This is a genomic window from Variovorax boronicumulans (genome assembly GCF_009811375.1).
GTDB lineage: Bacteria > Pseudomonadota > Gammaproteobacteria > Burkholderiales > Burkholderiaceae_C > Variovorax > Variovorax boronicumulans.
This window is the reverse complement of the sequence record NZ_BKDH01000001.1, coordinates 4,049,805-4,076,057: the sequence shown is the minus strand read 5'-3', so window position 1 is coordinate 4,076,057 and position 26,253 is coordinate 4,049,805. Positions and strand designations below refer to the sequence as shown.

24 protein-coding genes and 1 tRNA gene are annotated in these 26,253 nt (G+C 69.1%); 19 read left to right on the top strand and 6 right to left on the bottom strand.

What is annotated here, in order from left to right:
- Positions 1-2: 2 nt before the first annotated feature.
- The 3 genes from VHAB30_RS18750 to VHAB30_RS18740 all read left to right on the top strand — a co-directional run bounded on the left by VHAB30_RS18750 (position 3) and on the right by VHAB30_RS18740 (position 2,501).
- A complete protein-coding gene (locus tag VHAB30_RS18750) occupies positions 3-959 on the top strand; it encodes a threonine/serine dehydratase (RefSeq protein WP_095743997.1) in 957 nt (318 codons plus the stop codon).
- A 63-nt stretch (positions 960-1,022) separates the two neighbouring features.
- Positions 1,023-2,354, top strand: coding sequence for a serine--tRNA ligase (serS, locus tag VHAB30_RS18745; RefSeq protein ID WP_159278108.1), 1,332 nt, complete (start codon positions 1,023-1,025; stop codon positions 2,352-2,354).
- A gap of 57 nt (positions 2,355-2,411) precedes the next feature.
- Positions 2,412-2,501 (top strand) — tRNA-Ser (locus VHAB30_RS18740).
- Positions 2,502-2,562: 61 nt separating this feature from the next.
- On the opposite strand, the gene VHAB30_RS18735 is transcribed toward VHAB30_RS18740, so the two are convergent.
- The 6 genes from VHAB30_RS18735 to flgA all read right to left on the bottom strand — a co-directional run bounded on the left by VHAB30_RS18735 (position 2,563) and on the right by flgA (position 9,092).
- Entirely contained in the window at positions 2,563-5,580 is a 3,018-nt protein-coding gene (locus tag VHAB30_RS18735) for a transglycosylase domain-containing protein (protein WP_159278107.1), read from the bottom strand.
- Positions 5,581-6,150: 570 nt separating this feature from the next.
- Positions 6,151-6,981: a response regulator transcription factor gene (locus VHAB30_RS18730; protein WP_159278106.1), complete on the bottom strand. Its 831-nt coding sequence runs from the start codon at positions 6,979-6,981 to the stop codon at positions 6,151-6,153.
- 123 nt (positions 6,982-7,104) lie between these two features.
- Positions 7,105-7,539 carry a YadA-like family protein gene (locus VHAB30_RS18725; protein ID WP_159278105.1) on the bottom strand — a complete coding sequence of 145 codons (435 nt, stop codon included), beginning with the start codon at positions 7,537-7,539 and terminating at the stop codon, positions 7,105-7,107.
- A 9-nt stretch (positions 7,540-7,548) separates the two neighbouring features.
- The gene (locus VHAB30_RS18720) at positions 7,549-8,004 is read right to left on the bottom strand and encodes a flagella synthesis protein FlgN (RefSeq protein ID WP_235926751.1); all 456 of its coding nucleotides are present in this window, start codon (positions 8,002-8,004) and stop codon (positions 7,549-7,551) included.
- Entirely contained in the window at positions 8,001-8,297 is a 297-nt protein-coding gene (flgM, locus tag VHAB30_RS18715) for a flagellar biosynthesis anti-sigma factor FlgM (protein ID WP_159278104.1), read from the bottom strand. Before flgM ends, VHAB30_RS18720 begins: the two co-directional genes overlap by 4 nt.
- A gap of 96 nt (positions 8,298-8,393) precedes the next feature.
- Positions 8,394-9,092, bottom strand: coding sequence for a flagellar basal body P-ring formation chaperone FlgA (gene flgA / locus VHAB30_RS18710; protein WP_159278103.1), 699 nt, complete (start codon positions 9,090-9,092; stop codon positions 8,394-8,396).
- Between the two features lie 221 nt (positions 9,093-9,313).
- On the opposite strand from flgA, the gene flgB reads away from it, so the two are divergent.
- The 16 genes from flgB to flgK all read left to right on the top strand — a co-directional run bounded on the left by flgB (position 9,314) and on the right by flgK (position 26,230).
- The gene (gene flgB, locus VHAB30_RS18705) at positions 9,314-9,721 is read left to right on the top strand and encodes a flagellar basal body rod protein FlgB (protein ID WP_062469229.1); all 408 of its coding nucleotides are present in this window, start codon (positions 9,314-9,316) and stop codon (positions 9,719-9,721) included.
- On the top strand, positions 9,718-10,113 hold the full coding sequence (flgC, locus tag VHAB30_RS18700; RefSeq protein WP_062469232.1) for a flagellar basal body rod protein FlgC: 396 nt from the start codon (positions 9,718-9,720) through the stop codon (positions 10,111-10,113). Before flgB ends, flgC begins: the two co-directional genes overlap by 4 nt.
- Positions 10,114-10,157: 44 nt before the next feature.
- Positions 10,158-10,844: a flagellar hook assembly protein FlgD gene (locus VHAB30_RS18695; RefSeq protein WP_070061527.1), complete on the top strand. Its 687-nt coding sequence runs from the start codon at positions 10,158-10,160 to the stop codon at positions 10,842-10,844.
- Between the two features lie 94 nt (positions 10,845-10,938).
- A complete protein-coding gene (flgE, locus tag VHAB30_RS18690) occupies positions 10,939-12,153 on the top strand; it encodes a flagellar hook protein FlgE (RefSeq protein ID WP_159278102.1) in 1,215 nt (404 codons plus the stop codon).
- 13 nt (positions 12,154-12,166) lie between these two features.
- A complete protein-coding gene (locus VHAB30_RS18685; protein ID WP_159274365.1) occupies positions 12,167-12,913 on the top strand; it encodes a flagellar basal body rod protein FlgF in 747 nt (248 codons plus the stop codon).
- Positions 12,914-12,936: 23 nt separating this feature from the next.
- Positions 12,937-13,719 carry a flagellar basal-body rod protein FlgG gene (gene flgG, locus VHAB30_RS18680; protein ID WP_062469245.1) on the top strand — a complete coding sequence of 261 codons (783 nt, stop codon included), beginning with the start codon at positions 12,937-12,939 and terminating at the stop codon, positions 13,717-13,719.
- Complete coding sequence (locus tag VHAB30_RS18675) at positions 13,719-14,414, top strand: flagellar basal body L-ring protein FlgH (protein ID WP_159278101.1); 696 nt, start codon at positions 13,719-13,721, stop codon at positions 14,412-14,414. The genes flgG and VHAB30_RS18675 overlap by 1 nt, the downstream gene beginning before the upstream one ends.
- The gene (locus tag VHAB30_RS18670) at positions 14,414-15,535 is read left to right on the top strand and encodes a flagellar basal body P-ring protein FlgI (RefSeq protein WP_062469251.1); all 1,122 of its coding nucleotides are present in this window, start codon (positions 14,414-14,416) and stop codon (positions 15,533-15,535) included. The genes VHAB30_RS18675 and VHAB30_RS18670 overlap by 1 nt, the downstream gene beginning before the upstream one ends.
- Before the next feature lie 10 nt (positions 15,536-15,545).
- The gene (flgJ, locus tag VHAB30_RS18665; protein ID WP_159278100.1) at positions 15,546-16,538 is read left to right on the top strand and encodes a flagellar assembly peptidoglycan hydrolase FlgJ; all 993 of its coding nucleotides are present in this window, start codon (positions 15,546-15,548) and stop codon (positions 16,536-16,538) included.
- A 75-nt stretch (positions 16,539-16,613) separates the two neighbouring features.
- Positions 16,614-18,179, top strand: coding sequence for a methyl-accepting chemotaxis protein (locus VHAB30_RS18660; RefSeq protein ID WP_159278099.1), 1,566 nt, complete (start codon positions 16,614-16,616; stop codon positions 18,177-18,179).
- A gap of 7 nt (positions 18,180-18,186) precedes the next feature.
- Entirely contained in the window at positions 18,187-18,468 is a 282-nt protein-coding gene (locus VHAB30_RS18655; RefSeq protein WP_159278098.1) for a hypothetical protein, read from the top strand.
- A gap of 190 nt (positions 18,469-18,658) precedes the next feature.
- Complete coding sequence (locus tag VHAB30_RS18650) at positions 18,659-20,239, top strand: methyl-accepting chemotaxis protein (protein ID WP_159278097.1); 1,581 nt, start codon at positions 18,659-18,661, stop codon at positions 20,237-20,239.
- Between the two features lie 16 nt (positions 20,240-20,255).
- Entirely contained in the window at positions 20,256-21,878 is a 1,623-nt protein-coding gene (locus VHAB30_RS18645) for a methyl-accepting chemotaxis protein (RefSeq protein WP_159278096.1), read from the top strand.
- Between the two features lie 16 nt (positions 21,879-21,894).
- Complete coding sequence (locus tag VHAB30_RS18640) at positions 21,895-22,422, top strand: chemotaxis protein CheW (protein ID WP_235926749.1); 528 nt, start codon at positions 21,895-21,897, stop codon at positions 22,420-22,422.
- A 10-nt stretch (positions 22,423-22,432) separates the two neighbouring features.
- On the top strand, positions 22,433-24,151 hold the full coding sequence (locus VHAB30_RS18635) for a methyl-accepting chemotaxis protein (protein WP_159278095.1): 1,719 nt from the start codon (positions 22,433-22,435) through the stop codon (positions 24,149-24,151).
- A 126-nt stretch (positions 24,152-24,277) separates the two neighbouring features.
- The gene (gene flgK / locus VHAB30_RS18630; protein ID WP_235926748.1) at positions 24,278-26,230 is read left to right on the top strand and encodes a flagellar hook-associated protein FlgK; all 1,953 of its coding nucleotides are present in this window, start codon (positions 24,278-24,280) and stop codon (positions 26,228-26,230) included.
- Positions 26,231-26,253: the final 23 nt, after the last annotated feature.

Here is a 26,253-nt window from a genome sequence, read left to right as displayed (position 1 = left end):
TCATGACAAACACCGATTGGCGCTCCGACATCGAGAGCGCCTCCCGCAGGCTGGGCGAACGCGCCGGCCATTTCCTGCGTGAAACGCCACTGTGGAAGCTGCCGGCCGCCGCCCTGGGCGTGGCCGCGCCCGGCGCCGAAGTCTGGCTCAAGCTGGAGCACATGCAGGTCAGCGGCAGCTTCAAGGCCCGCGGCATGATGAACCGCCTGCTGGCCAACGACATCCCCGCCGCGGGCGTGATCGTGGCCTCGGGCGGCAACGCCGGCATTGCCACGGCGGCCGCCGCCAAGGCGCTGGGCGTGCCCTGCCAGGTGTTCCTGCCGGGCGTGTCGCCCGAAGCCAAGCGCGCGCGCCTGCGGGCGCTGGGCGCCGAAGTGGTCGTGGTCGGCGAGCTGTACCCCGACGCACTGGCCGCCTGCCTGGCGCGCCAGAAGGAAACGGGCGCCTTGCTCACCCACGCCTACGACCAGCCCGAAGTGGTGGCCGGCGCCGGTACGCTCGGCCGCGAGATCGAGGCGCAGGGCGGCCTGCCCGACGCCGTGCTCGTGAGCGTGGGCGGCGGCGGCCTGATCGGCGGCCTGGCCGGCTGGTTCGAGCAGCGCGCCCGCGTGGTGGCACTCGAGCCCGAGAAGGCCCCGACGCTGTTCCGCGCCCGCGAGGCCGGCGAGCCGGTCGACGTGGACGTCGGCGGCATCGCGGCCGATTCGCTCGGCGCGCGCCGCATCGGCGCCATCGCCTGGGAGATCACGCAGCAGCAGGTGCGTGACGCGCTGCTGCTGTCCGACGACGCCATCCGCGCCGCCCAGCAGTGGCTCTGGAAGGAGCTGAAGCTCGCCGTGGAACCGGCCGCCGCGCTGCCGCTGGCGGCGCTGCAGACCGGCGCCTACGTGCCGCGCGAGGGCGAGAAGGTGTGCCTGATCATCTGCGGGGCGAACGTCGATCCGGCCACGGTCGCCTGAGTCGCCGCAGGCGTGCGAGCGGGGAGGGCGGGCGCGGGCCGGGCGCCCACCTAAAATCTCCCCATGCTTGACATCACCCTGCTCCGCAAAGACCTGGCCTCCGCTGTGGCCGGCCTCGAAAAACGCAAGAAGAACCAGCCCTACCTCGACGTCTCGGCGTTCACCGCGCTCGAGGCCGAGCGCAAGACGCTGCAGACCCGCACCGAGGAAATCCAGGCGCGCCGCAACACGCTGAACAAGCAGATCGGCCCGCTCAAGGCCAAGGGCGAGTCGGTCGACGCGCTCATGGCCGAGGTCAACGCGCTCAAGGCCGAGCAGGAATCGCAATCCAAGCGCCTCGAGGAAATCCAGCCCGAGCTGCACGCGCTGCTGCTCGCCGTGCCCAACCTGCCGCACGCCAGCGTGCCGCTCGGTGAAGACGAAACCGGCAACGTCGAGATGCGCCGCTGGGCGCCCCAGGGCGGCGCCGGCGCCAATGCCACGCCGCTGGCCTTCGCGCCCAAGGACCACGTCGACCTCGGCGCGCCGCTGGGGCTCGATTTCGAGATGGGCGCCAAGCTCTCGGGCTCGCGCTTCACCGTCATGAAGGGCCCGATCGCCCGCCTGCACCGTGCGCTGGCCCAGTTCATGGTCGACCTGCAGACCGAACAGCACGGCTACACCGAGTGCTACGTGCCCTACGTGGTCAACGCCGCCACGCTCAGCGGCACCGGCCAGCTGCCCAAGTTCGAAGGTGACCTGTTCGCCGCGAAGAAGGGCGGCCAGGACGGCGAGCCCGCGCCCGACCACTCGGCGCTGTACCTCATCCCGACCAGCGAAGTGCCGCTGACCAACTTCGTGCGCGACGAGGTCGTGCCCGAGGCGCAGCTGCCCATCAAGCTCACGGCCCACACGCCGTGCTTCCGCTCGGAAGCCGGCAGCGCCGGACGCGACACGCGCGGCATGATCCGCCAGCACCAGTTCGACAAGGTCGAGATGGTGCAGATCGTGCACCCCGAGAAGAGCTACGACGCGCTCGAGCAGATGACCGGTCACGCCGAAGCCGTGCTGCAGGCGCTGGAGCTGCCGTACCGCGTGGTGCTGCTGTGCACCGGCGACATGGGTTTCGGTTCCACCAAGACCTACGACCTCGAGGTGTGGCTGCCCGCGCAGAACACGTACCGCGAGATCAGCTCGGTGTCGAACTGCGAAGCCTTCCAGGCGCGCCGCCTGCAGGCCCGTTTCAAGAACGCCCAGGGCAAGAACGAGCTGGTGCACACCCTCAACGGCTCCGGCCTGGCCGTGGGCCGCGCGCTGGTCGCCGTGCTGGAAAACCACCAGAACGAAGACGGCTCGATCAACGTGCCGACGGCGTTGCGTCCGTACCTCGGCGGCCTCGAAGTTTTGCGCGGTTGAGAAGCCGGGCGTCAAAAGTCAGATTTTTCTGGCTATAATCTGAGGCTCGACAGCACCGGAGAGGTGGCAGAGTGGTCGAATGTACCTGACTCGAAATCAGGCGTACTAGCGATAGTACCGAGGGTTCGAATCCCTCCCTCTCCTCCAGATTCAAGCCCCTGTAGCAGCCCTGCTACAGGGGCTTTGTCTTTGGGCCGCCCATGTCGCCTCATGGCGCCCGTTGCTGCGGCTCCCCACACCCCCTGCGCTGCAGCACCGGCAGCAACTGCGGCCCCAGCGACTTCAGCAGCTGCGTCGGCAGCGCGCTCGTGAACCGGTGGCGGGCGGCGTGGGGCTCGTGGACGTAGGCCAGGATCGTGCCGAAGTAGCGGTCGCCGATCATGAACACGAAGGTGGCCGAGCGGTCGATCTTGCGCTGCGAAATCACCCGTCCGCCGCGGCCGGTCTGTTCGTAGCGGTGGTCGCCGGTGCCGGTCTTGCCGCCGATCTCGAGGGCGCGGCCGCTCTCGTCCACCAGCGCGCCTTTCAGCCGCCGTGCGGTGCCGTCGTTCACCACCTCGACCAAGGCACGGCGCACCGTGGCAGCCACCTCGGCGGGCAGCACCTGCTGCGCGCTCGCATGGCGCGGCTCCAGCCGCGTCTCGTAGGGCGTGTCGCGCGCGAAGTGCAAGGCGCCGACCCGTTGCGTGGGCAGCCGCACGCCGTCGTTCGCGAGGATGCCCATCAGCTCCGCCAGGGCGGCCGGCCGGTCGCCCGACGCGCCGATCGCGCTCGCGTAGGACGGCGTCAGCGATGCGAAGGGGTAACCCACGCGCTGCCATGAGCGATGGATCTGTGCAAAGGCGTCGAGCTCGATCAGCTCGCGCAGGCGCCTGTCCTGCGCGCTCTTGTGGCGTGTCTTGAAGAGCCAGGCGTAGACCTCCTGGCGTTCGCGCGTGCTCGCGTCCAGCACCTCGGTCAGCGAGGCGCCGGGGTGGCGCCGCAGGTAACCGACCAGCCAGAGTTCCAGCGGATGCACGCGCGCGACGTAGCCGCGATCGGCCAGCGACAGGCCGGCGTAGGTGCGGCGCAGCGCCCCCAATGCGCGCGGCGAGTCGGCGCCGCGGCCCAGCCGCTGCACCAGGAGCGCGTCGAGCCGTGCGTCGTCGGCCTCGGGCTCGATCGTGAAGAGCACGCTCGCCAGGCGCGGTGCTGATGGCCTCAGGCCGCGCAGCAGCAGCGCTTCGGCGTCCGCGGCCGGCAGGTGCTGGTACTTGCGATGGAAGCGGGTGAGGAAGGCCGAGCCTTCGCGGTCGGCAAAGCGTGCGAGCAACTCGCGCCGGCCCGGGTCGGCAGGGTCCTTCAGCAGGCGCTCGGCGCCCGACGCACCGCCGAACATGCGGTGGCGCACCAGATCGCGCATCAGGCGGATGAACACCAGGTTGACCGAATGCTTGAAGCCTTCGCGCACCGTCATCGAACTGCTGTTGCGCGAGCGCTCGAAGTTCTCGAACTGGTGCAGGCCGCCGCCGGTGAAGAAGGCCTCGCCCGGGTTCGCCGAGTACTTGCGCTCCATCGCCGCCTCCAGCATCGGCGCAAGACGCCGATCCTTGGTGCGCAGGAGGTACTGCCGCGCCCACGTGCCCAGCGGGTCGCGCGGGTTCGGCGCCAGCGCCGACAGCTGGGCCGGGCTCAGGTCGACCCAGCCCGCGTGCAGCTCGGCCACGAGCTCCAGGTAGCTCACCAGGGTGCGCAGCTTGGCGGTCGAGCCCAGGTCCAGCCGCGCGCCCTGGTTCACGTCGAACGGCTGGTCGATGTTGTCGGCCTGGATGCGCAGCAGGTTGGTCCCGGCACTGCGCTCGAACAGCGTGAAGCTGTAGATCAGCGGGCTGGGGTCGGCGCCCGGGTCGAGCATGTGGGAGCCGACCAGCCCCGCGGCCTTCGTCGCGGCGGGCGTGCGCAGGCCGGCCAGCACGCGCGCCACCAGCGCCTGCGCTTCGCCGTCCAGGCTGGTTTCGGCCTCGAGGTCGAGGCGCTCCAGGTCGTAGGCCCGCGGCACGTCGAGCAGCGTGGCGATGTGGGTGCGCAGCGCGGTCGCGGCCTTGCGCTGCACGAAGTCGGGCCGGGGCGTCGGCGGCAAAGGTGGCTGCAGGTGCAAGGACAGCGGCAGCGCCGCGTCGCGCAGCGTGGGCGAGATCAGGCCGGCCTCGGCCATCAGCCGCAGGTAGCTGTCGGTCAGCCGCGCCAGGCCGGCGCCGTCGCCGAGCAGGTGCTGCGACGGGCGGCGCTGCGCGATCATCAGCGACAGCGCCTGCTTGAAGGCCTCCGCCTGCTGCCGCAGCGCCTCGTCCGAGGGAGCTGCCGCCTCTTCCGCCTGGTCGGCCAGCAGGCGGTTGACCTCGCCGAAGTCGCGCCCGTACCAGGCCCACAGGCCGTCGCCCAGGCCGTGCACCTCGCCCATGCCCGGGCGCGCGGCCAGCGGCACGGTGTCGAGGTAGTCGACGACGATCTGGCGGCGCCGCGCCTGCGTGTCGTCGCCGTCCTGGTAGGCGCGCAGCGAGGCCGACGCCATCTGGCGCAGCTTGTCGCCGACCGACCCGGTGCGGCCCTGCGGCGAATGGCGGTACTTCTCGAGCTGGGTGGCCAGCGTGCTGCCGCCCGTCGCCGTCTGGCCCAGGCCGACCGCGCGCAGCGCCTGCTCGAGCGCCGCCTTGGCGAAGCGTTCCGGATCGATCGCGGGGTTGCGTTGCAGCGGCTGCGCGTCCAGCAGGTGGCGGTCCTCGACGAACAGCAGGGCGCTTACCAGCAGCGGCGGCACCTCCTCGAAGCGCTCGTAGGCGCGCTGGGGCACGCGGGTGTGCAGCAGCGCCGTGTCCCGGCAGTCGCGCACGGTCAGGCCGGCCTGGTTTTTCTCACGGTAGGGCGCAAAGAGCCCGTAGTCCTGCAGTTCGAGCAGCCGCGGCGACATGCGGGCCTGGCGGGTGACGACATAGCCCCGCGGCGCCAGGCGGTCGATGTAGCCCGGCAGCTGGTGGTAGCCCAGCCGCTCGTCGTAGGGCCCGGTCCGGGGAAAGCGGATGGCATCGCTGGCACCGTCTTCGACGCTGAAGCGGGCGCCCTCGGCCAAGTCGCGCCACAGGGCCGATTGCAGCCGGGACGTCTTCAGTTCGTCCAGCACGAACAGGGCAAACCCGCCTCCCACGGCGAGTCCCGCGCCGATCCAGACAAGCTTCTTGAACCAAGTCATGCTCTGCCTCGCGAACAGTCCACACCATGGGTTCGTCAGTGACGATGATGCGCTTTTTGAGGCGATTTGGCATGCGTGCGACGACGCAATCGGCCGGAGTCATGCACTTCCGCCGCGCGGCAGAAGAAGTACCTCGACACACATGGCGCATGTCGATCTGCACGGACGTGCGGATCTATCTCAGGGCGAACTGACCTGCTAACCCTTCACGACCCCGGACACCCCACTAGTCGTCGGAATCCTGCGGGCCCGCCAGGAGCCCGAGCACCAACCCGCCGAGGACGATGGCCAGGGCAAGAATCAGCGATGCCTCTGCGAGTAGTCTCATGGTGTCCTGCAATGAATCTCCCCCTCACGATGTGCCCGCCATTGAACGTGCGTTCACTGACTGGTGGCTGAGTGCGGAAGCAGAAGGGTTTTGTGCGGGGCTTCAGCCTGTCTTCAGGTAAGGCGCGGATACTGGCGGCGACGGTCTTCTGGCGTTGGTAGAGGACGCTTCGGCACCCGCCCTTCGGGGTGGTTCCTCGAGGCCGGAGGTCGTCACGGTTTTCTCGTCGCGCGGGCGCATGCTCAGGCCCGCGCGCTTTCGCCGAGCCACACGGGCTCGTTCGAGGTGTCCGGGAAGTCCGCGGTGTCGATCAGCGGCGCCTCGTCGACGTCCGACGCGCACCGCGCGGCCGGCATGTGCCGCAGCTCGTAGCCCCGCCCATACACCGAGACCAGCACGAACTCGCCGCCCTTGTGCAGCGACAGCTTGCGGCGGATGCTGGCCACGCAGCAGTCGAGCGTGCGGCTCGTGCGTTCGATGCGCGCATCCACCCACAGCGAGGCCAGCAGCCAGTCGCGCTCCAGCAGCCGGCCGGCGTTGCGAAACAGCAGCAGCGCCAGTTCGAACTCGCGCGGCTTCAGGCGCACCTCGGTGCCGTGGCACACGACCACGCGGCGCTCGCCCAGGAACTGGTAGTCGCCGAAGCACGCGGCCGTGGCGTGCGGCTGCAGCAGCGTGCGGTTGCGCCGCAGCGATTCGCGCACGCGCAGCTCCACCTCGAACTCGTCGACGGGCAGCACCGCGAAGTCGATGCTGGCGCCCTGCGTCTCGCCGCCTGCGGCCGACAGCACGTCGACCAGCAGGTCGCGTTGCGAGGCGCGCGCCACCAGGAAAATGGGAATGCGCAGGGCGCGGCACATCGCCGTGAGGATCGGCCAGGCGCCTTCGTCCTTCAGCACCACCAGCAGCAGGCCGAACTGCAGGCCCTGGGTGATGGCCAGCAGGAAGTCCGTGCTGTCGTCGAAGCACACGGGATCGCAGCCCATCAGGCGCAGGCGGTTGCCCCAGCCGGCCTGCTGCGCCTCGTCGCAGCCCACCATCGCGATGCGGCGCGCGCCCTGCTGCGCGGCCATCACGCGCGGGCTCCCCGGCGCGCGACCTTCTCGTGGCGGGGCGTTGGCGTGGCAGGAGAGGTCTTCATGTCGGTGGCATCCATGCGAAGGTGGTGAAGGGCGTCCCGGGGCGATGGCGTGGGCTCAGGGGCGGGCGGCGGCCGTGCTGCGCGGCAGCTTCCAGCCGATGCCCGCGTTGAAGCCCCAGTCCCGGCCCGTGCTGGACACGCCCATGCCCCAGGCCGTGTCGCCGTCGCCCGAGCTGCGCTTGAAGCCCAGCGCCGCGGCCGAATAGCCCCGGTAGCTGCCGAAGGCCAGGCCGATCGACTGTTCTCCCGGCCGGTACGTCGGCACGTAGGCGGCCGACATGGCGATGGCCATGGCCGCGCCCGAGTAGGCGATGCGCGCCGTCTCGCCGACGGCCGCGCGCACCGGCTGCAGCTGGCCCAGGTTGATGGCGTCGTCCGGGCGCACGGCGGGCGCCAGTTCGAAGGCCTGGGCGCCGGCGCACGCGAGCCACAGCATCAGCACCCGCAGGATCGCGGTGCGTCGGGGGGCGAAACGTGCGGGCGCGTTCACGGCTGCTGTTCAGCCGGCGGCCAGCCGGGTGCCCGCGCCGGGCTGCGTCTTGCGCACGCCGTCGGGGCCGTAGAAAGGTTGGGCGCGCGCCTGCAGGAAGTGCAGCGCCTGCTGCGTGAAGTCCAGGTGCGCGTACACCAGCGTGCCGTTGTGCAGGTTGCGGTTGCGCGCGTCTTCGGCGAGCGCCAGCAGTTCGCTCCAGGCCTGGCGCGTCGGCGCACCGCCCGCGGCCGCGGCGGCATCCGCACCCGCGCGGCCGGGCGCGAAGCCCTGCGCCGCCTGCAGCGATTCGCGCTGCCGGTCGAGCTCTGCCATGCGGTCCAGCAGCGCGGTCTTGCGGCCGGCGATGGCGTTCAGCGCGTCGAAGTCGCTGGCGGACATGGCCTGCGCCTCCTGGTCCAGCGCGACAAGAAATTCCCCGATGCAGCCCGCTTCCGCGCGCAGGTGCGCCAGCAAGGTGCTCATGCCTGGCCCTTCGGTGCGAGCAGCTCGCGCACGCTGGCCAGCAGGCCGTCGGCGATGCGTTCGGGGCGGATCTCGTAGCGGCCGGCGCGGATGTCCTCGCGGATCGCGGCCACGCGCGCGGCGTCGAAATCGCTGCCCCCCACGGCGGCGGGCATCGCATGGACGAGCGCGGAAACGGGCGCCGCTTCCTTCGGGCGCTGCACGGCCTCGGCAGGCGTCGACGGAGCCGGCGCGCCCGGTGCGGGCGTGCGGTGCAGGGGCGTGGCCGAAGGGGCGGTGGGATCGATTTTCAAGGTGATTCCTCAGGGGCTGACCCGTATATCGGCAGCCGGTGCAAGAACTTTAGGAAGGGCGTGCATGAAGTGAAGCCTGCGCCAACGCGGCGGCCGCTACTGCACCAGCCGGACCTGTCCTTCCTCGTCGGCCACGCCGCGGATCACCCGGCCGTCCAGCGTCCTGGCCTGCACCACCGCGCCCACCGCGGCGCCGCTCAGGGCCTTGGCCTCGGTGCTGACGACAAAGCCCTGCCCCTGCGCCACCACCTTCACGGCCTGGCCCTGCTGGATCACGGCGACGCCGCGCAGCAGTTCCTTGCGGATCGGGGCGCCGGGCGCGACGCGGTTGGCGCTCACCACGCCGACCAGTTCGGCCGCGCTGGTGACCACCGAGCGCGGCAGCCGCGTGAGGTCGCCGGTGCGCTCGACCACGTCGCCCGCGCCCAGTGCCCGGCCCGCGTCGATGGCGCGCGCGGCCACCAGGTAGCGGCCCTCTACCGCGACACGCGCCTGCACGAAGCGCGTCCACGGCCGCTCGGCATGGCAACGCACGCCCACCGAGAGGCGGCCCCACGGCGTGACGCCCGGCGGCAGGAACACCTCGGGGGCTTCGCACGGGGGCAGGGCATCGGTGCCGCGCCCTTCGAGGCTGACCGTCACCTTGCCCGGCAGGCCGGCGCTTTGCACCTGGAGGTAGGTCTCGACCGCCTTCGCAGCCGTGTCGCCTGCGATCGCACCGGTCGACACCGCGCACGACAGCCCCATCGCGCAGGCAGTGCGCAGCAGGCGTTGGCGAAGCGGCGAGAGGGTCATCGAAAGCGAAAGAAGAGGGCCAGAAAAATGAGGGCGCCGGTGCGGGAAAGCCGCAACCGGCGCCCCTGGATTCTTATGAATTCGCCCCGCCGGCGAAGGTGCGAGCAGCAGGCGAAACCCCCCTTTGTTCGGGCGATTGCCAACGCGCCGCATGCATAGACTTGCTTTCCATCGGTCGCTGCGCCCCGTGCACTGGCGACGCCTCAACAGATGGAACAAAGATGATCGACAAGCTGGATGCGGCGTTTCGCTTCCACCGCGAAGCGCTCCATCTCCGGGCCCAGCGCCAGGAGGTGCTCGCGGCCAACATCGCCCATGCCGACACGCCGAACTACAAGGCGCGCGACTTCGACTTCGGCGCACGCCTGAGCGAGGCCGTCGAGCGCGGTCGCGCCGCCTCGTCGGTGTCGATGGCCACCACCTCGTCGCGCCATCTCGCGGGCCAGGCACAGGCCACGGCCGGCGACGACCTGCTGTACCGCGTGCCGCACCAGTCCAGCCTCGACGGCAACACGGTCGAGATGGACGTCGAGCGCGTGGCCTTCGCCGACAACGCGCTGCGCTACGAGTCGAACCTGACCCTCATCAACGCCAAGATCAAGTCGCTCCTGTCGGCGGTACAGCCATGAACATCTTCGACGTGGCGGGCTCCGCCATGACCGCGCAATCGCAGCGCATGAACGTGACCGCGAGCAACCTCGCCAACGCCGAGAGCGTGGCCGGCCCCGACGGCCAGCCCTACCGCGCCAAGCAGGTGGTGTTCGAAGTGGCGGCTTCGGGCCGACGCGACATCGGCGGCGTCAAGGTGGCGGGTGTCATCGAAGACCCGTCGCCCGCGAAGCTGGTGTTCGACCCGAAGAGCCCGCACGCCAACGCCGAAGGCTACGTGGCGATGCCCAACGTCAACGTGGTCGAGGAGATGACCAACATGATCTCGGCCTCGCGCAGCTACCAGGCCAACGTCGAGGTGCTCAACACCGCCAAGACGCTGATGGTCAAGACGCTGACCATCGGCCAGTAACCCACGCACGCCCACGCGCCTCCCGCAGGAAGAACTCCGACCCCATGGCCCTTTCCGACACCTCGTCCATCAGCGGGCTGAACGCGCCCACGGCGGCGAACAGCAACAACAACGTGTCCAGCGCCGACAGCGAGCAGCGCTTTCTCAAGCTGCTCGTCACGCAGCTGAACAACCAGGACCCGCTCAACCCGATGCAGAACGCCGAGCTCACCTCGCAGCTCGCGCAGATGAGCACCGTGAGCGGCATCGAGAAGCTCAACGCCACGCTCTCGGGCCTGGTCAACCAGACCGGCGCCAACCAGCTGCTGCAGGCCACCTCGCTCATCGGCTACAACGTGCTGTCGCCCGGCGACGTGCTCACCACCAAGAAGCCCGAGGACGGCAAGGACCCCGCCACGCAGGCCTTCGCCGTGCAGCTGCCGGGCACCGCCGCCGACGTCGAGATCAAGATCGTCGACAGCACCGGCAAGGTGATCCGCACGCTCGACGCGGGCGCCATGAAGGAAGGCGTCAACGCCGTCACCTGGGACGGCAAGGACGACCTGGGCGTGGCGGTGCCGCCGGGCGCCTACCGCTTCACGGTCGACGCCAGCAACAACGGCACCACGGTGAAGGCCACCGCGCTCACCTTCTCGCAGGTGGCCGCCGTGAAGCAGGGCGCCGGCGGCGTCACGCTGGAGCTGGCCTCGGGCGCCAGCATCGGGCTGGGCGACGTGCGCCTGTTCCTCTGAGCTTTCGTCTTCGTCTTCGTCTTCGTCTTCGGCGTGGCCCGTGCGGGCCGCGCCCTTCGCACTCTTCTTCCTCGCACCGAACAAGGACCCCCTCATGAGTTTCTCCCAAGGCATCAGCGGACTCGGCGTGGCCGCGGCCAACCTCGACGTCATCGGCAACAACATCGCCAACTCGGGCACGGTGGGCTACAAGTCGGCCGCCGCCACCTTCCAGGACGTGTACGCCGGCTCGCGCGTGGGCCTGGGTGCCTCGGTGTCGGGCGTGACGCAGAACTTCACGCAGGGCGTGACGCAGTCGAGCACGCGCCCGCTGGACGTGGCCATCCTCAACGGCGACGGCTTCTTTCGCCTGGCCAGCCCCAGCGGCGAGGTCTTCTATTCGCGCAACGGCCAGTTCACGCGCGACAAGGACGGCTACATCGTCAACGCGCAGGGCCTGCAGCTCACCGGCTACGGCGCCAACGCCAGCGGCGGCATCAGCGGCGGCACGCCGGGCCCGATCCAGGTGCAGGGCGGCATGATGCCGCCCAAGCCCACGGCCAACATCGACGCGCAGTTCAACCTCGACGCGCGCAGCACGGTGCCCGCCAAGACGCCGTTCAACCCCACCGACGCCGCCACCTACAACTACCCGAACGCCATCGGCCCCATCTACGACTCGCTGGGCAACCCGCACGACGTGGCCGTGTACTTCGTGAAGACGGCGGCCAACACCTGGAGCGTGTACGGCACCTCCGACGGCGCACCGCTCAACGGCGGCGCCGCGCTGTCCAACGTGAGCTTCGATGCCAAGGGCGTCATGACCGCGCCGGCCTCGGGCGCGTTCAACATCGGGCCGCTCACCTTCACCAACGGTGCCTCGCCGCTCACCGCCTCGGTCGACCTCACGGGCACCACGCAGTTCGGCAGCGCCAACGGCATGAGCAAGCTGGGCCAGGACGGCTACAAGTCGGGTGAGCTCACGGCGTTCTCGATCAACCCCGACGGCACCATCACCGGCAAGTTCTCCAACGAGCAGACGCGCCTGCTGGGCCAGGTCGTGCTGTCGTCGTTCGCCAACCCGAACGGCCTGGAACCCAAGGGCAACAACGTGTGGGCCGAGACGCAGGCCTCGGGCAACGCGCTCACCGGCACGCCGGGCGAAGGCACCAAGGCCGGCTCGCTGGCCTCGGGCGCGCTGGAGTCGTCCAACGTCGACCTGACCTCCGAGCTGGTGAACCTGATCGTCGCGCAGCGCAACTACCAGGCCAACGCGCAGACCGTGAAGACGCAGGACCAGGTCATGCAGACGCTCATGAACATCCGCTGAGCAGGAGCACTTCGTGGATCGAATGCTGTATGTCGCCATGAGCGGCGCCAAGCAGGCCATGGAGCAGCAGGCCGTGGTCGCCAACAACATGGCGAACGTCTCGACGCCGGGTTTCCGCGCGCAGATCGCGACCTTCCGCGCCGTGCCCGTGGTCGGCGAGGAAGCGCCCACGCGCGCCTTCGTGGCCGCCACCACGCCCGGCGCCGACTTCACCCACGGCCCGCTCACGCAGACCGGCCGCGCGCTCGACGTGGCCGTGGGCGGCCAGGGCTGGCTGGTGGTGCAGGCGGCCGACGGCAGCGAGGCCTACACGCGCGTCGGCAACCTGCAGATCGGCGCCGACGGCCAGCTCACGACGATGGGCGGGCGCCCCGTGGTGGGCGACAACGGCGCGCTCACCGTGCCGCCGGGTTCGGCCGTGAGCATCGCGTCGAACGGCCTCGTGGGCTCGCGCGACGCGGCCTCGACCACGCTTACCGGCATCGCCGAAGTGGGGCGGCTCAAGCTGGTCAACCCGCCCGTGACCGACCTCGTGCGCGGCGACGACGGCCTGTTCCGCATGCGCGCCGACCTGCCGCCGGCCGAGGCCGACGAGGCCGTCACGCTCATCTCGGGCGCCATCGAGGGCAGCAACGTGCAGCCGGTCGATGCCATGGTGGCCATGATCGCCAACGCGCGCAGCTTCGAGATGCAGATGAAGTCGCTGCAGACCGCCGACATCAACGCGCAGACCGCCAACAAGCTGCTGGCCTACGGCTGACCCTCTTCCAGGAACTCCTTTCAATGATCCGCTCCCTCTACATCGCCAAGACCGGCCTGGACGCGCAGCAGACGCAGCTCGACGTGGTCTCCAACAACCTGGCCAACGTCGGCACCACCGGCTTCAAGCGCAGCCGTGCCGTGTTCGAAGACCTGGTCTACCAGAACCTGCGCCAGGTCGGCGGCCAGAGCTCCGACCAGACGCGCCTGCCTTCGGGCCTGCAGGTGGGCACCGGTGTGCACGTGGTCGCCACCGAGCGCATCCACTCGCAGGGCAACCTCACCAAGACCGACAAGCCGACCGACGTGGCCATCAGCGGCAGCGGTTTCTTCCAGGTGCTGATGCCCGACGGCACCACCTCGTACACGCGCGACGGCTCGTTCCAGACCGACCGCGACGGCCAGCTGGTCACCGCCAGCGGCTTCCCGGTGCAGCCGGCCATCACCATCCCGGCCAACGCCACCAGCATCACCGTGGGCCGCGACGGCATCGTGTCGGTGGTGCAGGCGGGCGGCACCAACACCGTGCAGGTCGGCCAGCTGCAGCTCGCGACCTTCGTCAACCCGACCGGCCTGCAGAGCCAGGGCGAGAACCTGTATGCCGAGACCGACGCCTCGGGCGCACCCAACCAGGTGAACCCCGGCGTGGACGGCGCGGGCACGCTGAGCCAGGGCTATGTCGAGGCCTCCAACGTCAACGTGGTGGAAGAGCTGGTCAACATGATCGCCACCCAGCGCTCGTACGAGATCAACAGCAAGGCGGTCCAGACCTCGGACCAGATGCTGCAGCGCCTGGCCCAGTTGTGATGCGGGCGGGGGTGCGTCTTCTTCGCCGGGCGGCGGCGCTGCTGCTCGCGGCCACGCTGGCCGCCGGCTGCGCGCAGGTGCCGCGCGAGCCGCTGGTGCACCAGCCGATGACGGCGCGCGCGGACCAGTACGCGGCGGTGCAGGCGCGCCGCGCGCCGGGCGCGATCTTCCAGGACGGCCCCGGCGCCAACGCGCTGTTCGAAGACCGCCGTCCGCGCAACGTCGGCGACATCCTCACCATCCTCATCAGCGAGAAGGTCAACGCGACCAAGAACTCGGGCGCCAATGCCAGCCGCACGGGCAACACGACCAGCGTGTTCGCGGCCATTCCCAAGCTAATCGGTGGCCTGCTCGATGGGCAGGACACCAAGCTGTCGGGCACCAACACGCTCAACGCCAAGGGCGGCGCCAACGCCAACAACACCTTCAACGGCGTGATCACCGTCACCGTGACCGACGTCATGGCCAACGGCAACCTGCTGGTGAGCGGCGAGAAGCAGATGGGCATCAACCAGGGCACCGAGTACATCCGCTTCTCGGGCGTGGTGAACCCGCGCACCGTGTCGGGCAACAACACCGTGCCCTCGACGCTGGTGGCCGATGCGCGCATCGAGTACTCGGCCAAGGGCTACATCGATGAAGCCCAGCACATGGGCTGGATGCAGCGCATCTTCCTCAACGTGATGCCTTTCTGATGACACACCTCCAGGCCTCACCCTCTTCGAATCGCTGGCGCATCGCGGCGCTGTGCGCGCTCCTGTTCATCGCGCCTGCGCACGCAGAACGCCTGAAGGAACTCGCCAGCATCCAGGGCGTGCGCGACAACCCGCTCATCGGCTACGGCCTCATGGTCGGCCTGGATGGCACGGGCGACCAGACGATGCAGACGCCGTTCACCACGCAGAGCCTGAACAACATGCTGCAGCAGCTGGGCATCACAATCCCGCAGGGCGTGAACATGCAGCTGAAGAACGTGGCGGCCGTCATGGTGACGGCCACGCTGCCGTCGTTCGCGCGGCCGGGCCAGAACATCGACGTCACGGTGTCGTCCATGGGCAATGCCAAGAGCCTGCGCGGCGGCACGCTGCTGATGACGCCGCTCAAGGGCGTGGACGGTGCGACCTACGCGGTGGCGCAGGGCAACATGGTGGTGGGCGGCGCGGGTGCGTCGGCCAACGGCAGCAAGGTGCAGGTCAACCAGCTGAGCTCGGGGCGCATCCCCGCCGGCGCGCTGGTGGAGCGCACGGTCGAGGCGCCGGTGGGCGCGGAGGGCTCCTTCACCATCGAGCTGAACCGCTCCGACTTCGGCACCGCGCAGCGCGCCACGGACGCCATCAACCGCCAGTTCGGCGCCGGCACCGCCGAAGCCATGGACGCGCGCGTGATCCGCGTGCAGGCGCCCGAGCCGCAGCGGCGCGTGGGCTTTCTCGCACAGCTGCAGGAGCTCGAGGTCACGCCCACGCAGGCGGGCGCGCGGGTGGTGGTGAATGCGCGCACGGGCTCGGTCGTGATGAACCAGGCGGTGCGCGTCAAGGACTGCGCCATCGCGCACGGCAACCTGTCGGTGGTGATCAACACCGAGCCGGTGATCAGCCAGCCGGGCGCGTTCTCGGGCGGCAGCACCGTGGTGGCGCAGACCTCGCAGATTTCCGTCAACCAGGGCGGCGGCGCGATTCAGATGGTGCGCGGCGGCGCCTCGCTCGCCGATGTGGTCAAGGGGCTGAACAGCCTGGGCGCCAACCCGCAGGACCTGGTGTCGATTCTTCAGGCCATGAAGTCGGCCGGCGCCCTGAGTGCCGAGCTCGAGATCATCTGAGGCCGCCGTCATGACCATCTCTCCCAACAGCGCATGGAGCGGCGCCGACGCGGCCAGCCGCAGCGGCGCGCTCGATCAGCGCTTTGCGCTCGACGTGCAGGGTGTCGATGCGCTGCGGCGCACGGTGCGTACCTCGCCCGAGGAAGGCCTGCAGCAGGTCTCGCGCCAGTTCGAGGCGCTGTTCATGAACATGGTGCTCAAGAGCATGCGCGAGGCCACGCCCTCGAGCGGCCTGCTCGACAGCCAGGACCAGAAGGTCTATTTGTCGATGTTCGACCAGCAGTTCACGCAGAACCTCTCGGGGCGCGGCGTGGGGCTGGCCGAGGCGATGCTGGCGCAGCTGCGGCGGCAATTGCCCTCGGCGGCGCCCGAAGCCGACGACGGCATCGGCACACGGCCGATGTCGCTGGAGCCGCCCGCCGGTCTGCCGTACGGCCCGCGCGCGGGCATTCCCATCGGCTCGTCGCCTGGCGCGCGCGTGTCGACGGCTGCCGATCTGGGCGTCTATCAAGTCAGGAGCGGTCCCGCACCGGCCGCGAACGCCTCGCTGCAAGGCCAGGTCGATGCGTTCGTGGACCGCATGGGCGCCTCCGCACAGGCGGCCAGCGCTGCCAGCGGCGTGCCCGCGCCGCTGATCCTGGCGCAGGCCGCGCTCGAATCCGGCTGGGGCAAGCGAGAAATTCGCGCCGACGACGGCACGCAAAGCTTCAACCTCTTCGGCATCAAGGCCGACAAGGGCTGGAAGGGCGCCACGGTCGAGACCACGACCACCGAATACGTCGACGGCGAGCCGCAGAAGGTGCGCGCGAAATTCCGCGCCTACGCCTCGTACGAGGAGGCCTTCACCGACTACGCGCGCTTCATCACGCGCAACCCGCGCTACGCGAACGTGCTGGCGACTGCCGACCCGGCGCAGGCCGCGCACGGCCTGCAGCGCGCGGGCTATGCCACCGACCCACGCTACGGCGAGAAGCTGGTTCGCATCATGCAGAAGTTCGGCTGAGCCGCTCGCACAGCCTGACTTGACTGCCCGGACCCGAGAACAACGAAACGAGAGGCCCCGAGAGGAGACAAGCGAATGACGATAAAGAACTGGACGATCGGAATGCGGCTGGGCGCCGGCTTTGCGCTGGTGCTGGCGCTGCTGGTGGCCGTGGCGGGCATCGGCGTGCTGCGGCTGCAGGGCGTGGGCGAGGCCACGCAGGACATGGCCTCGCGCACCCTGTCGAAGGAGCGCCTGGCCACGGCCTGGCAGCTGGGCACGGCCACCAACAGCGTGCGCACCTTCTCGCTGCTCAAGAGCGACGACGCGCAGGTGCAGGCCCACCTGCAAAAGCAGATCGCCGCCACCAGCGCCACCATCTCCGAGACGCAGAAGGCGCTCGAGGCGCTGCTCGTGTCGCCGGAAGAGCTGGCGCTGAGCGCCGACATCCAGAAGCGGCGCGGCGAGTACATCGCGCTGCGCCAGCAGATCCTCCAGCTGAAGACAGAAGGCCGCAAGGACGAGGCCGCGACGCGCACCGACACGCAGCTGCTGCCGATGCTCGACGGCTACGACGCGGGCATCCGCGCCATGGTGGCGCACCAGCAAAAGCACATCGACAGCACCGCCGCGGCCATCGACGCGCAGTACCGCGCAGGCCTCCTCTACATCGTCGCGCTGGCCGTGGCCGCGCTGGCGCTGGGCGCGGTGCTGGCATGGCTGCTCACGCGCAGCATCGCCGACCCGGTCGCCGAGGCGCTGCTGATCGCCGAGACCGTGGCCTCCGGCGACCTGAGCCAGGAGTTCGAGACCGAACGCGGCGGCGACTTCGGCCGGCTGCTGCGCGGCATGGGCGAGATGGAAGACACGCTCACCGACCTCGTGACGCGCATCAAGGCCTCGACCGATTCGATCGCGGTGGCGTCGCGGCAGATTGCGGCGGGCAATCAGGATCTTTCTTCGCGCACTGAAGAGCAGGCCAGTTCGCTGGAGCAGACGGCGGCGTCGATGGAAGAGCTGACCTCGACGGTGAAGCAGAACGCGGACAACGCGCGGCAGGCGAACCAGCTAGCGGTGTCGGCTTCGGAAGTGGCCGTCAAGGGTGGGGCGGTCGTGTCGCAGGTCGTGGACACGATGGGGTCGATCAACGCCTCGTCCAGGAAGATCGTGGACATCATCGGCGTGATCGACGGCATCGCGTTCCAGACCAACATCCTTGCGCTGAACGCTGCTGTTGAAGCAGCGCGTGCGGGTGAGCAAGGTCGTGGATTCGCAGTCGTAGCCTCCGAAGTGCGAAGCCTCGCCCAACGCTCAGCCGCAGCCGCCAAGGAAATCAAGACCCTGATCGGCGACTCGGTGGAAAAGGTCGAAGAAGGCAGCAAGCAGGTCGCAGAAGCGGGCCGCACGATGGAAGAGATCGTGGGCAGCGTCAAGCGCGTGACCGACATCATGGGCGAGATCACGGCGGCGAGCCAGGAGCAGACCTCGGGCATCGAGCAGATCAACCAGGCGATCACGCAGATGGACCAGGTGACGCAGCAGAACGCGGCGCTGGTCGAAGAAGCCTCGGCGGCGGCGCAATCGCTGCAGGAGCAGGCCGGCGCCCTGGTGGAGGCCGTGAGCACCTTCAAGCTCGACGCCGACGAAGCCGTTGCGGCCTGAACACCCCGTGTCCACGCATTTCCATCCGAAAGCCCTGCGCCGCGTCGGCATGGGCTTCGCCGCTTTGCTCCTGCTGCTGGCCGTGGCGCTCTTCCTCGGCTTCCACGTCGGCACCGGCTGCGCCTGGGCGCTCCATGCCGTGTGGGCACTGGCGGGCGCCGCTTGCCTGACGGGCCTGGGTCTCGCGGGCTTCGCGGCGCATGCGCGGGCCCATTCGAGCCGTCACGAAGCCAAGGTCGCCGAGCGGCTGGACCGGGTGTTCCAGCACGTCAACGCCACCGACGCCTGACAGAGAACGCATGCGCCCGCGCCCCGATCGGCGTCTTTCTTTAGAAAAAAGACTCAAGTCTGGCGGCGCGCTGCCGATAACAGGGAGACGGGGTGGCGCAGGCCGCCGCCCCGCCATGCCGTCATGTCATGCCGGTGGCCCGCCGCGCGATGCGGCCACCGTCCCCCGTTATTGAAGGAAGAGAAGCGCAATGAGTTTGAAGGATCTGAAAATCGGCACCCGCCTGGGGCTCGGCTTCGCGGTGCTGCTGCTGCTGATGGCGTTCATTGCGGGCACGGGCGTGCTGCGCCTGACGAACGTGGGCCAGGCGACCGACGAGATGGTGCAGGGCGCGCTGGTCAAGGAGCGGCTGGCGGCCGAATGGCTCAGCCTGCTCAAGTCGAACACGGTGGCCAACTACGCGATGGTCAAGACCACCGACCCCGAGGTGGCGGCCTATTTCGCCAAGCTCCAGGCGGCCGGATCGGCGCGCATCACGCCGGCGCAGAAGCAGCTGGAAGCCATGCTCGCCACGCCGGAAGAAAAGGCGCTCTATGCCGCGGTGGTCGCGGCGCGCGTGGTCGTGCTCGAGACCGTGGGCACGCTCAACAAGCTCAAGGACGAGAAGAAGATCGACGAAGCCAATGTGCTGGTCGACACCAAGTTCAGCGCGGCGCTCGCCGTCTATGCCGGCGCCGTCGAAAACCTGGCCAACCACCAGCGCGAGAAGATCGACGCCGCCGCCAAGGGCATCGCGGCCGACCACACCGAGGGCCGCACCACGCTGCTCGTGCTGTCGGCCATCGCGCTGGCGCTGGGCGCGCTGTTCGCCTGGCGTCTCACGCTGGGCATCGTGCGCCCGCTGGGCCATGCGCTCGAAGTGGCCGAGACCGTGGCGGCCGGCGACCTGAGCGCGAACATCCGCGTGGACAGCCGCGACGAAGCGGGCCAGCTGATGCAGGCGCTGAAGGACATGAACGCGAATCTCGCCAAGGTGGTGGGTGAAGTGCGTACGGGCACGGAGACGATCGCCACGGCCTCGGGGCAGATCGCTTCGGGCAACCAGGATCTGTCTTCGCGCACGGAAGAGCAGGCCAGTTCGCTGGAGCAGACGGCGGCGTCGATGGAAGAGCTGACTTCGACGGTGAAGCAGAACGCGGACAACGCGCGTCAAGCGAACCAGCTTGCGGTCTCTGCCTCTGAGGTCGCCGTCAAGGGCGGCGCGGTCGTGTCGCAGGTCGTGGACACGATGGGTTCGATCAACGCCTCGTCCAAGAAGATCGTCGACATCATCGGCGTGATCGATGGCATCGCGTTCCAGACCAACATCCTCGCGCTGAACGCGGCGGTTGAAGCGGCTCGTGCAGGTGAGCAAGGTCGCGGCTTTGCTGTTGTCGCCTCGGAAGTCCGCAGCCTCGCTCAACGCTCCGCAGCCGCCGCCAAGGAAATCAAGACCCTGATCGGCGACTCGGTAGAAAAGGTCGAAGAAGGCAGCAAGCAGGTCGCAGAAGCCGGCCGCACGATGGAAGAGATCGTGGGCAGCGTGAAGCGCGTGACCGACATCATGGGCGAGATCACTGCGGCCAGCCAGGAGCAGACCTCCGGCATCGAGCAGATCAACCAGGCGATCACGCAGATGGACCAGGTCACGCAGCAGAACGCGGCGCTGGTCGAAGAAGCCTCGGCCGCCGCGCAGTCGCTGCAGGAGCAGGCGGGCAGCCTGTCGCAGGTCGTCGGCGTGTTCCGCCTCGGCGGCAGCGGCAGCCACGGCAACGCGCTGGTCCTGGCCTGAAGGCGACGCACCGGCCATGCGTGTCAACCTGCCCGTCACCGACATCGAATACGAACTCTCGAAGGAAGAGGCCCTGGTGTCCCGCACCGACCTCAAGGGCCGCATCACCTACGTCAACCCGGCCTTCGTCGCGGCCAGCGGCTTCACGGCCGGCGAACTGCTGGGCAAGGCGCACAACATCGTGCGCCACCCCGACGTGCCGCCCGAGGCCTTCGCCGACCTGTGGCGCACGCTCGACCAGGGCCTGCCCTGGACCGGCCTGATCAAGAACCGGCGCAAGAACGGCGACTTCTACTGGGTGCTCGCCAACGTCACGCCGATCCGCCACCAGGGCCGCGTGGAGGGCTACATGTCCGTGCGCAGCCGCCCCGCGCGCGAGGACGTGGCCGCCGCCGATGCCCTCTACCGCCGCATGCGCGAGGGCGGGGCCAAGGGCCTCGAGCTGCTGCAGGGCGAAGTGGTGCGCAGCGGCTGGGCCAATCCGCTGGCGCGGCTGCGCCGCATCCCGGTGCGGCGCCGCGTGCTCGGCGTGACCGTCGCGGCGGCGGTGCTGTCCGCGGGCCTGGGCGCGATGGGCTGGATGGAGGCGTCCCGCCTGGCGGCCGCGTCCGGCGCGCACAGCTGGCTGCCCGCCGCCGTGGCAGCGGGCAGCCTCGGCGCCGCGCTGGCGTGGCTGGGCCTCGGCGCGTTCCTCGGGCGCACGGTGTTCCGTCCACTCGACGAAGCCATCGAGGTCGCGCGCACCATCGCGGGCGGCGACCTCGTGCGCTTCACGGTGCGGCCCGGCGACGAGATCGCGGGGCTGCTGCGCGCGCTGAACCAGATGAGCGCCAACCTCTTCGCCATCGTCGCCGACGTGGGCGCGAACGTCGCCGGCGTGATGTCGGCGTCGAGCCAGATCGCCTCGGGCAACGAGGACCTGTCCTCGCGCACGGAGCAGCAGGCCAGCTCGCTCGAACAGACGGCCGCATCGATGGAAGAGCTGACCTCGACCGTGAAGCAGAACGCGGACAACGCCCTGCAGGCGAACCAGCTGGCCGTCTCCGCGTCTGAAGTGGCGGTGAAGGGCGGCGCCGTAGTGTCGCAGGTGGTGGACACGATGGGCTCGATCAACGCCTCGTCGAAAAAGATCGTCGACATCATCGGCGTGATCGACGGCATCGCGTTCCAGACCAACATCCTCGCGCTGAACGCGGCCGTGGAAGCCGCGCGCGCGGGCGAGCAGGGCAAGGGCTTTGCGGTGGTCGCGTCGGAAGTACGCAGCCTGGCGCAGCGCTCGGCGGCTGCCGCGAAAGAAATCAAGACCCTCATCGGCGACTCGGTGGAGAAGGTCGAGGCGGGCAGCAAGCAGGTGGCCGAGGCCGGCCGCACCATGCAGGAGATCGTCGGCAGCGTGAAGCGCGTGACCGACATCATGGGCGAGATCACGACCGCGAGCCAGGAGCAGACCTCGGGCATCGAGCAGATCAACCAGGCCATCGCACAGATGGACCAGGTGACGCAGCAGAACGCCGCGCTGGTCGAGGAAGCGTCGGCCACGGCGCAGTCGCTGCAGGAACAGGCGGAGGGCCTGGTCCGGGCCGCAGGGGTATTCAGGACCGGGGCGGGCGAGGGTGCCGGCGCCCGGGATGCGTATTGAACGAGGAGAAGAACACATGTTGAACAACACCAGAGACACCACATCACCGCGATCGAATGGCGCGGCGCCGTCCGCGTCCGCCGTGGCCAACCGCCTGGAGGTCGTGACCTTCAAGCTCGGCGACGAGGAATACGGCATCGACATCCAGAAGGTGCAGGAGCTGCGCGGCTACGACGCCGTGACGCGCATCGCGAACGCGCCGGACTACATCAAGGGCGTGGTCAACCTGCGCGGCATCATCGTGCCGATCATCGACATGCGCATCAAGTTCGAGCTGGGCGCGCCCACCTACGACCAGTTCACGGTGGTGATCGTGCTGAACATCGCGGGCCGCGTGGTGGGCATGGTGGTGGACAGCGTGTCCGACGTGATCACGCTCACCGCCGAGCAGATCAAGCCGGCGCCCGAGATGGGCTCGGTGCTCGATACCGACTACCTGATCGGCCTGGGCACGCTGGACGAACGCATGCTGATCCTGGTGGACATCGACCGGCTGATGTCCAGCGAAGAAATGGGCCTCATCGAAGCCGCCGCCACCGTTTGAGGACCACCCCATGACATTCTTTTCGAACCTTCGCATCGGCACCCGCCTGACCCTTGCCTTCGCCATCGTGCTGGGGCTGACGCTCATCTCCAGCGCGGTGGGGCTGATGTCGGCGCACAAGAACGCCGAAGCCACGCGCATCATGATGCAGAGCCCGCTGGCCAAGGAGCGGCTCATTTCCGACTGGTACGTGCTGACCTACTCGGCCATCGCGCGCACCTCGATGATCGCGCGCACCACCGACGAGGCGCTGCCGATGCTGTTCGCCGACGTGATCTCCGAGAGCGTGAAGAAGGGCAGCGAGACCATGGCCAAGGTCGAGGCGCTGCTGGTCACCGACGAGGAGAAGGCGACCTACAAGTCCATCGTCGAGCTGCGCGCCAAGTACCAGGCCGCCAAGGACGAGGTGACCCGCGCCAAGGCCAGCGGCAACACGGTCGAGACCGTGCGCGCCTACCAGCTGTCGTTCCAGCCGGCCGCCAAGGCCTACGAGAACCGCGTGCTCGAGCTGCTGGCCATCGAACGCCGCGCCATCGACGACATGAGCCACGCCATCGACGCGGCGAATGCGAAGAGCTTCAACCTGCGGCTGCTGCTGACGGCGCTCACGGTGCTGCTGGGTGGCCTGTTCGCCTTCTTCATCTCGCGCAGCATCGTGCGCCCGCTGGCCAAGGCCGTCGGCGTGGCCGAGACGGTGGCCGCCGGCGACCTGAGCGCGAACATCCGCGTGGACAGCCGCGACGAAACGGGCCAGCTGATGCAGGCGCTGAAGGACATGAACGCGAATCTCGCCAAGGTGGTGGGTGAAGTGCGCACGGGCACGGAGACGATCGCCACGGCGTCGGGGCAGATCGCTTCGGGCAACCAGGACCTGTCGTCGCGTACCGAAGAGCAAGCCAGCTCGCTGGAGCAGACGGCGGCGTCGATGGAAGAGCTGACCTCGACGGTCAAGCAGAACGCGGACAACGCGCGTCAAGCGAACCAGCTTGCGGTCTCTGCCTCTGAGGTCGCCGTCAAGGGCGGCGCGGTCGTGTCGCAGGTCGTGGACACGATGGGTTCGATCAATGCATCGTCCAAGAAGATCGTGGACATCATCGGCGTGATCGATGGCATCGCATTCCAGACCAACATCCTGGCGCTGAACGCTGCTGTTGAAGCCGCACGCGCTGGTGAGCAAGGCCGAGGCTTCGCAGTGGTCGCGTCCGAAGTTCGCAGCCTGGCTCAACGCTCCGCAGCCGCCGCCAAGGAAATCAAGACCCTGATCGGTGACTCGGTGGAAAAGGTCGAAGAAGGCAGCAAGCAGGTCGCAGAAGCCGGCCGCACGATGGAAGAGATCGTCGGCAGCGTCAAGCGCGTGACCGACATCATGGGCGAGATCACGGCAGCCAGCCAAGAGCAGACCTCGGGCATCGAGCAGATCAACCAGGCGATCACGCAGATGGACCAGGTCACGCAGCAGAACGCGGCGCTGGTCGAGGAAGCCTCGGCCGCCGCGCAGTCGCTGCAGGAACAGGCCGGCGCCCTCGTGCAGGCCGTGAGCGTCTTCAAGCTCGACGCGAACGCGGTCGCGACGACCCGCGCCAGCTTCACGCGCATCACGCCGATTCCCAAGCCGCCGAAGCCGACGCCCAAGCCGCGCGCCAAGGCGCTGCCCACGCGCCGCGAACCGACCGGCGCACCGCAGCTGGCCATGGCCGGCGACGCCAAGGGCGACTGGTCGGAGTTCTGAGCCAGGCGTAAAGACGACGCGCGCCCCTCAACTTCGGGCGCGCGCTGCCGATAACTACCGAGAGGCATCGCGCGTGATGCCGCTCCCCCACACCCCTTTGACAGGTAAAGCCTTATGTCCGGAAGCATGTTCTACACAGGTCTGAGCGGCCTCGCGGTCGCCCGCACCGCGCTGATGACCACGGCCCACAACACCGCCAACGTGTACACGACCGGCTACAGCCGCCAGATCGCGCAGATCGCCACGGCCGGCGGCATTGCCAGCGGCTCGGGCTTCATCGGCTCGGGCGCCAACGTGACGACCGTGTCGCGCAGCTACGACCGCTACCTCACGGCGCAGCTGGCCACCGCGCAGTCGCAGTCGGCCGCGCTGGCCACCAACGGCGTGCAGGTCAACCGCATCGACCAGCTGCTGGCCGACAAGACCTCGGGCATCGCGCCGCTGATGCAGAGCTTCTTCACCAGCGTGCAGGGCGTGGCCAACACGCCGGCCGACCCTGCGGCGCGCCAGCAGATGATCAGCGCGGCGCAGTCGCTGGCCAGCAAGTTCCGCGCGACCGACCAGTACCTGTCGGACCTGAACACCTCGGTCAACGAGCAGATCGTGGGCAGCGTGAGCCAGATCAACACCTACGCCGCCAAGATCGCCAGCCTGAACCAGCAGATCAGCCAGATGAGCGCGGTGGCCGGCGGCCAGGCGCCGAACGACCTGCTCGACCAGCGCGACCAGCTCGTGAGCGAGCTGAGCCAGGTGGTCGACGTGCGCGTGCTGCAGCAGGACGACGGCAAGTACAACGTGTTCATCGCCACCGGCCAGTCGCTGGTGGTGGGCGACCACGCGTCCAAGATGGCGGCGGTGACGTCGTCGGCCGACCCCACGCGCCAGGTGGTGGCGCTCTCGGGCTTTGCCGGCAACACCGTCGAGCTGGACGACAGCGCCTTCACCGGCGGCGTGCTCGGCGGCCTCATGGCCTTCCGCAAAGACACGCTGATCCCCACGCAGAACGCCATCGGCCGGCTCGCCATGTCGGTGGCCGACGCGGTGAACGCGCAGCACAAGCTGGGCGTGGACCTGAACGGCGCGCTGGGCCAGAACTTCTTCTCGCAGGCCGTGCCGGGCACGATCGCCAATGCAGGCAACAGCGGCAACCTCGAGCTCGGCGCCACGCTGACCGATGCGTCGAAGCTCACCACGAGCGACTACAACGTGAGCGTCACCGACGTGGCGGGCACGCTCACCTACACGGTCACGCGGCTGTCGGACAAGACGCCGATGGGCAGCTTCACCACCTTCCCGATCAGCTTCGACGGCGTGAGCCTCACGGCCGCGAGCGGCACGGCGCAGGCCGGCGATTCGTTCCTGGTGCAGCCCACGCGCACCGGTGCGCGCGACCTCGAGGTGCTGGTGCGCGACCCGGCCAAGGTGGCCGCCGCCTCGCCCGTGATCACCGGCAACACCGCGGGCAACAAGGGCAGCGGCGCACTGGGCGCGGCCACCGTCGATGCGGCCTACCCGGGCTCGCCGCTGGCCGGCAACGTCACGCTGAGCTTCAACGCGGGCACCGGCACGCTGTCGGGCTTTCCGGCCGGCTCGGCCGTGACCGTCACGCTTGCCAACGGCACCGCCACCAGCTACCCGGCCGGCACGCCCGTGCCCTACACGGCCGGCGCGAAGATGAGCTTCGACGGCATCACCGTGGCCATGACGGGCGCACCCGCGCAGGGCGACACCTTCACCATCGGCAAGAACACGGGCGGCGTCTCCGACGGCGGCAACGCGCTGCTGCTGGGCGCGCTGCAGCGCAAGACCACGATGTCGAACGGCACCGCGACCTTCAACGGCGCCTACTCGCAGCTGGTGAGCGACGTCGGCAACCGCGCCATGTCGATCAAGGTGGCCGCCGTCACGCAGGACAGCGTCACCGGCCAGATCAAGGCCAGCCAGCGCGCGATTTCCGGCGTGGTGCAGGACGAGGAAACCGGCAACCTGCTGATGTTCCAGCAGATGTACCAAGCCAACGCCAAGGTGATCCAGACCGCCTCGGCGATGTTCGACGCCATCCTCGGCATCCGTAGCTGAACCCTTTTGTACAGATTCCAGGA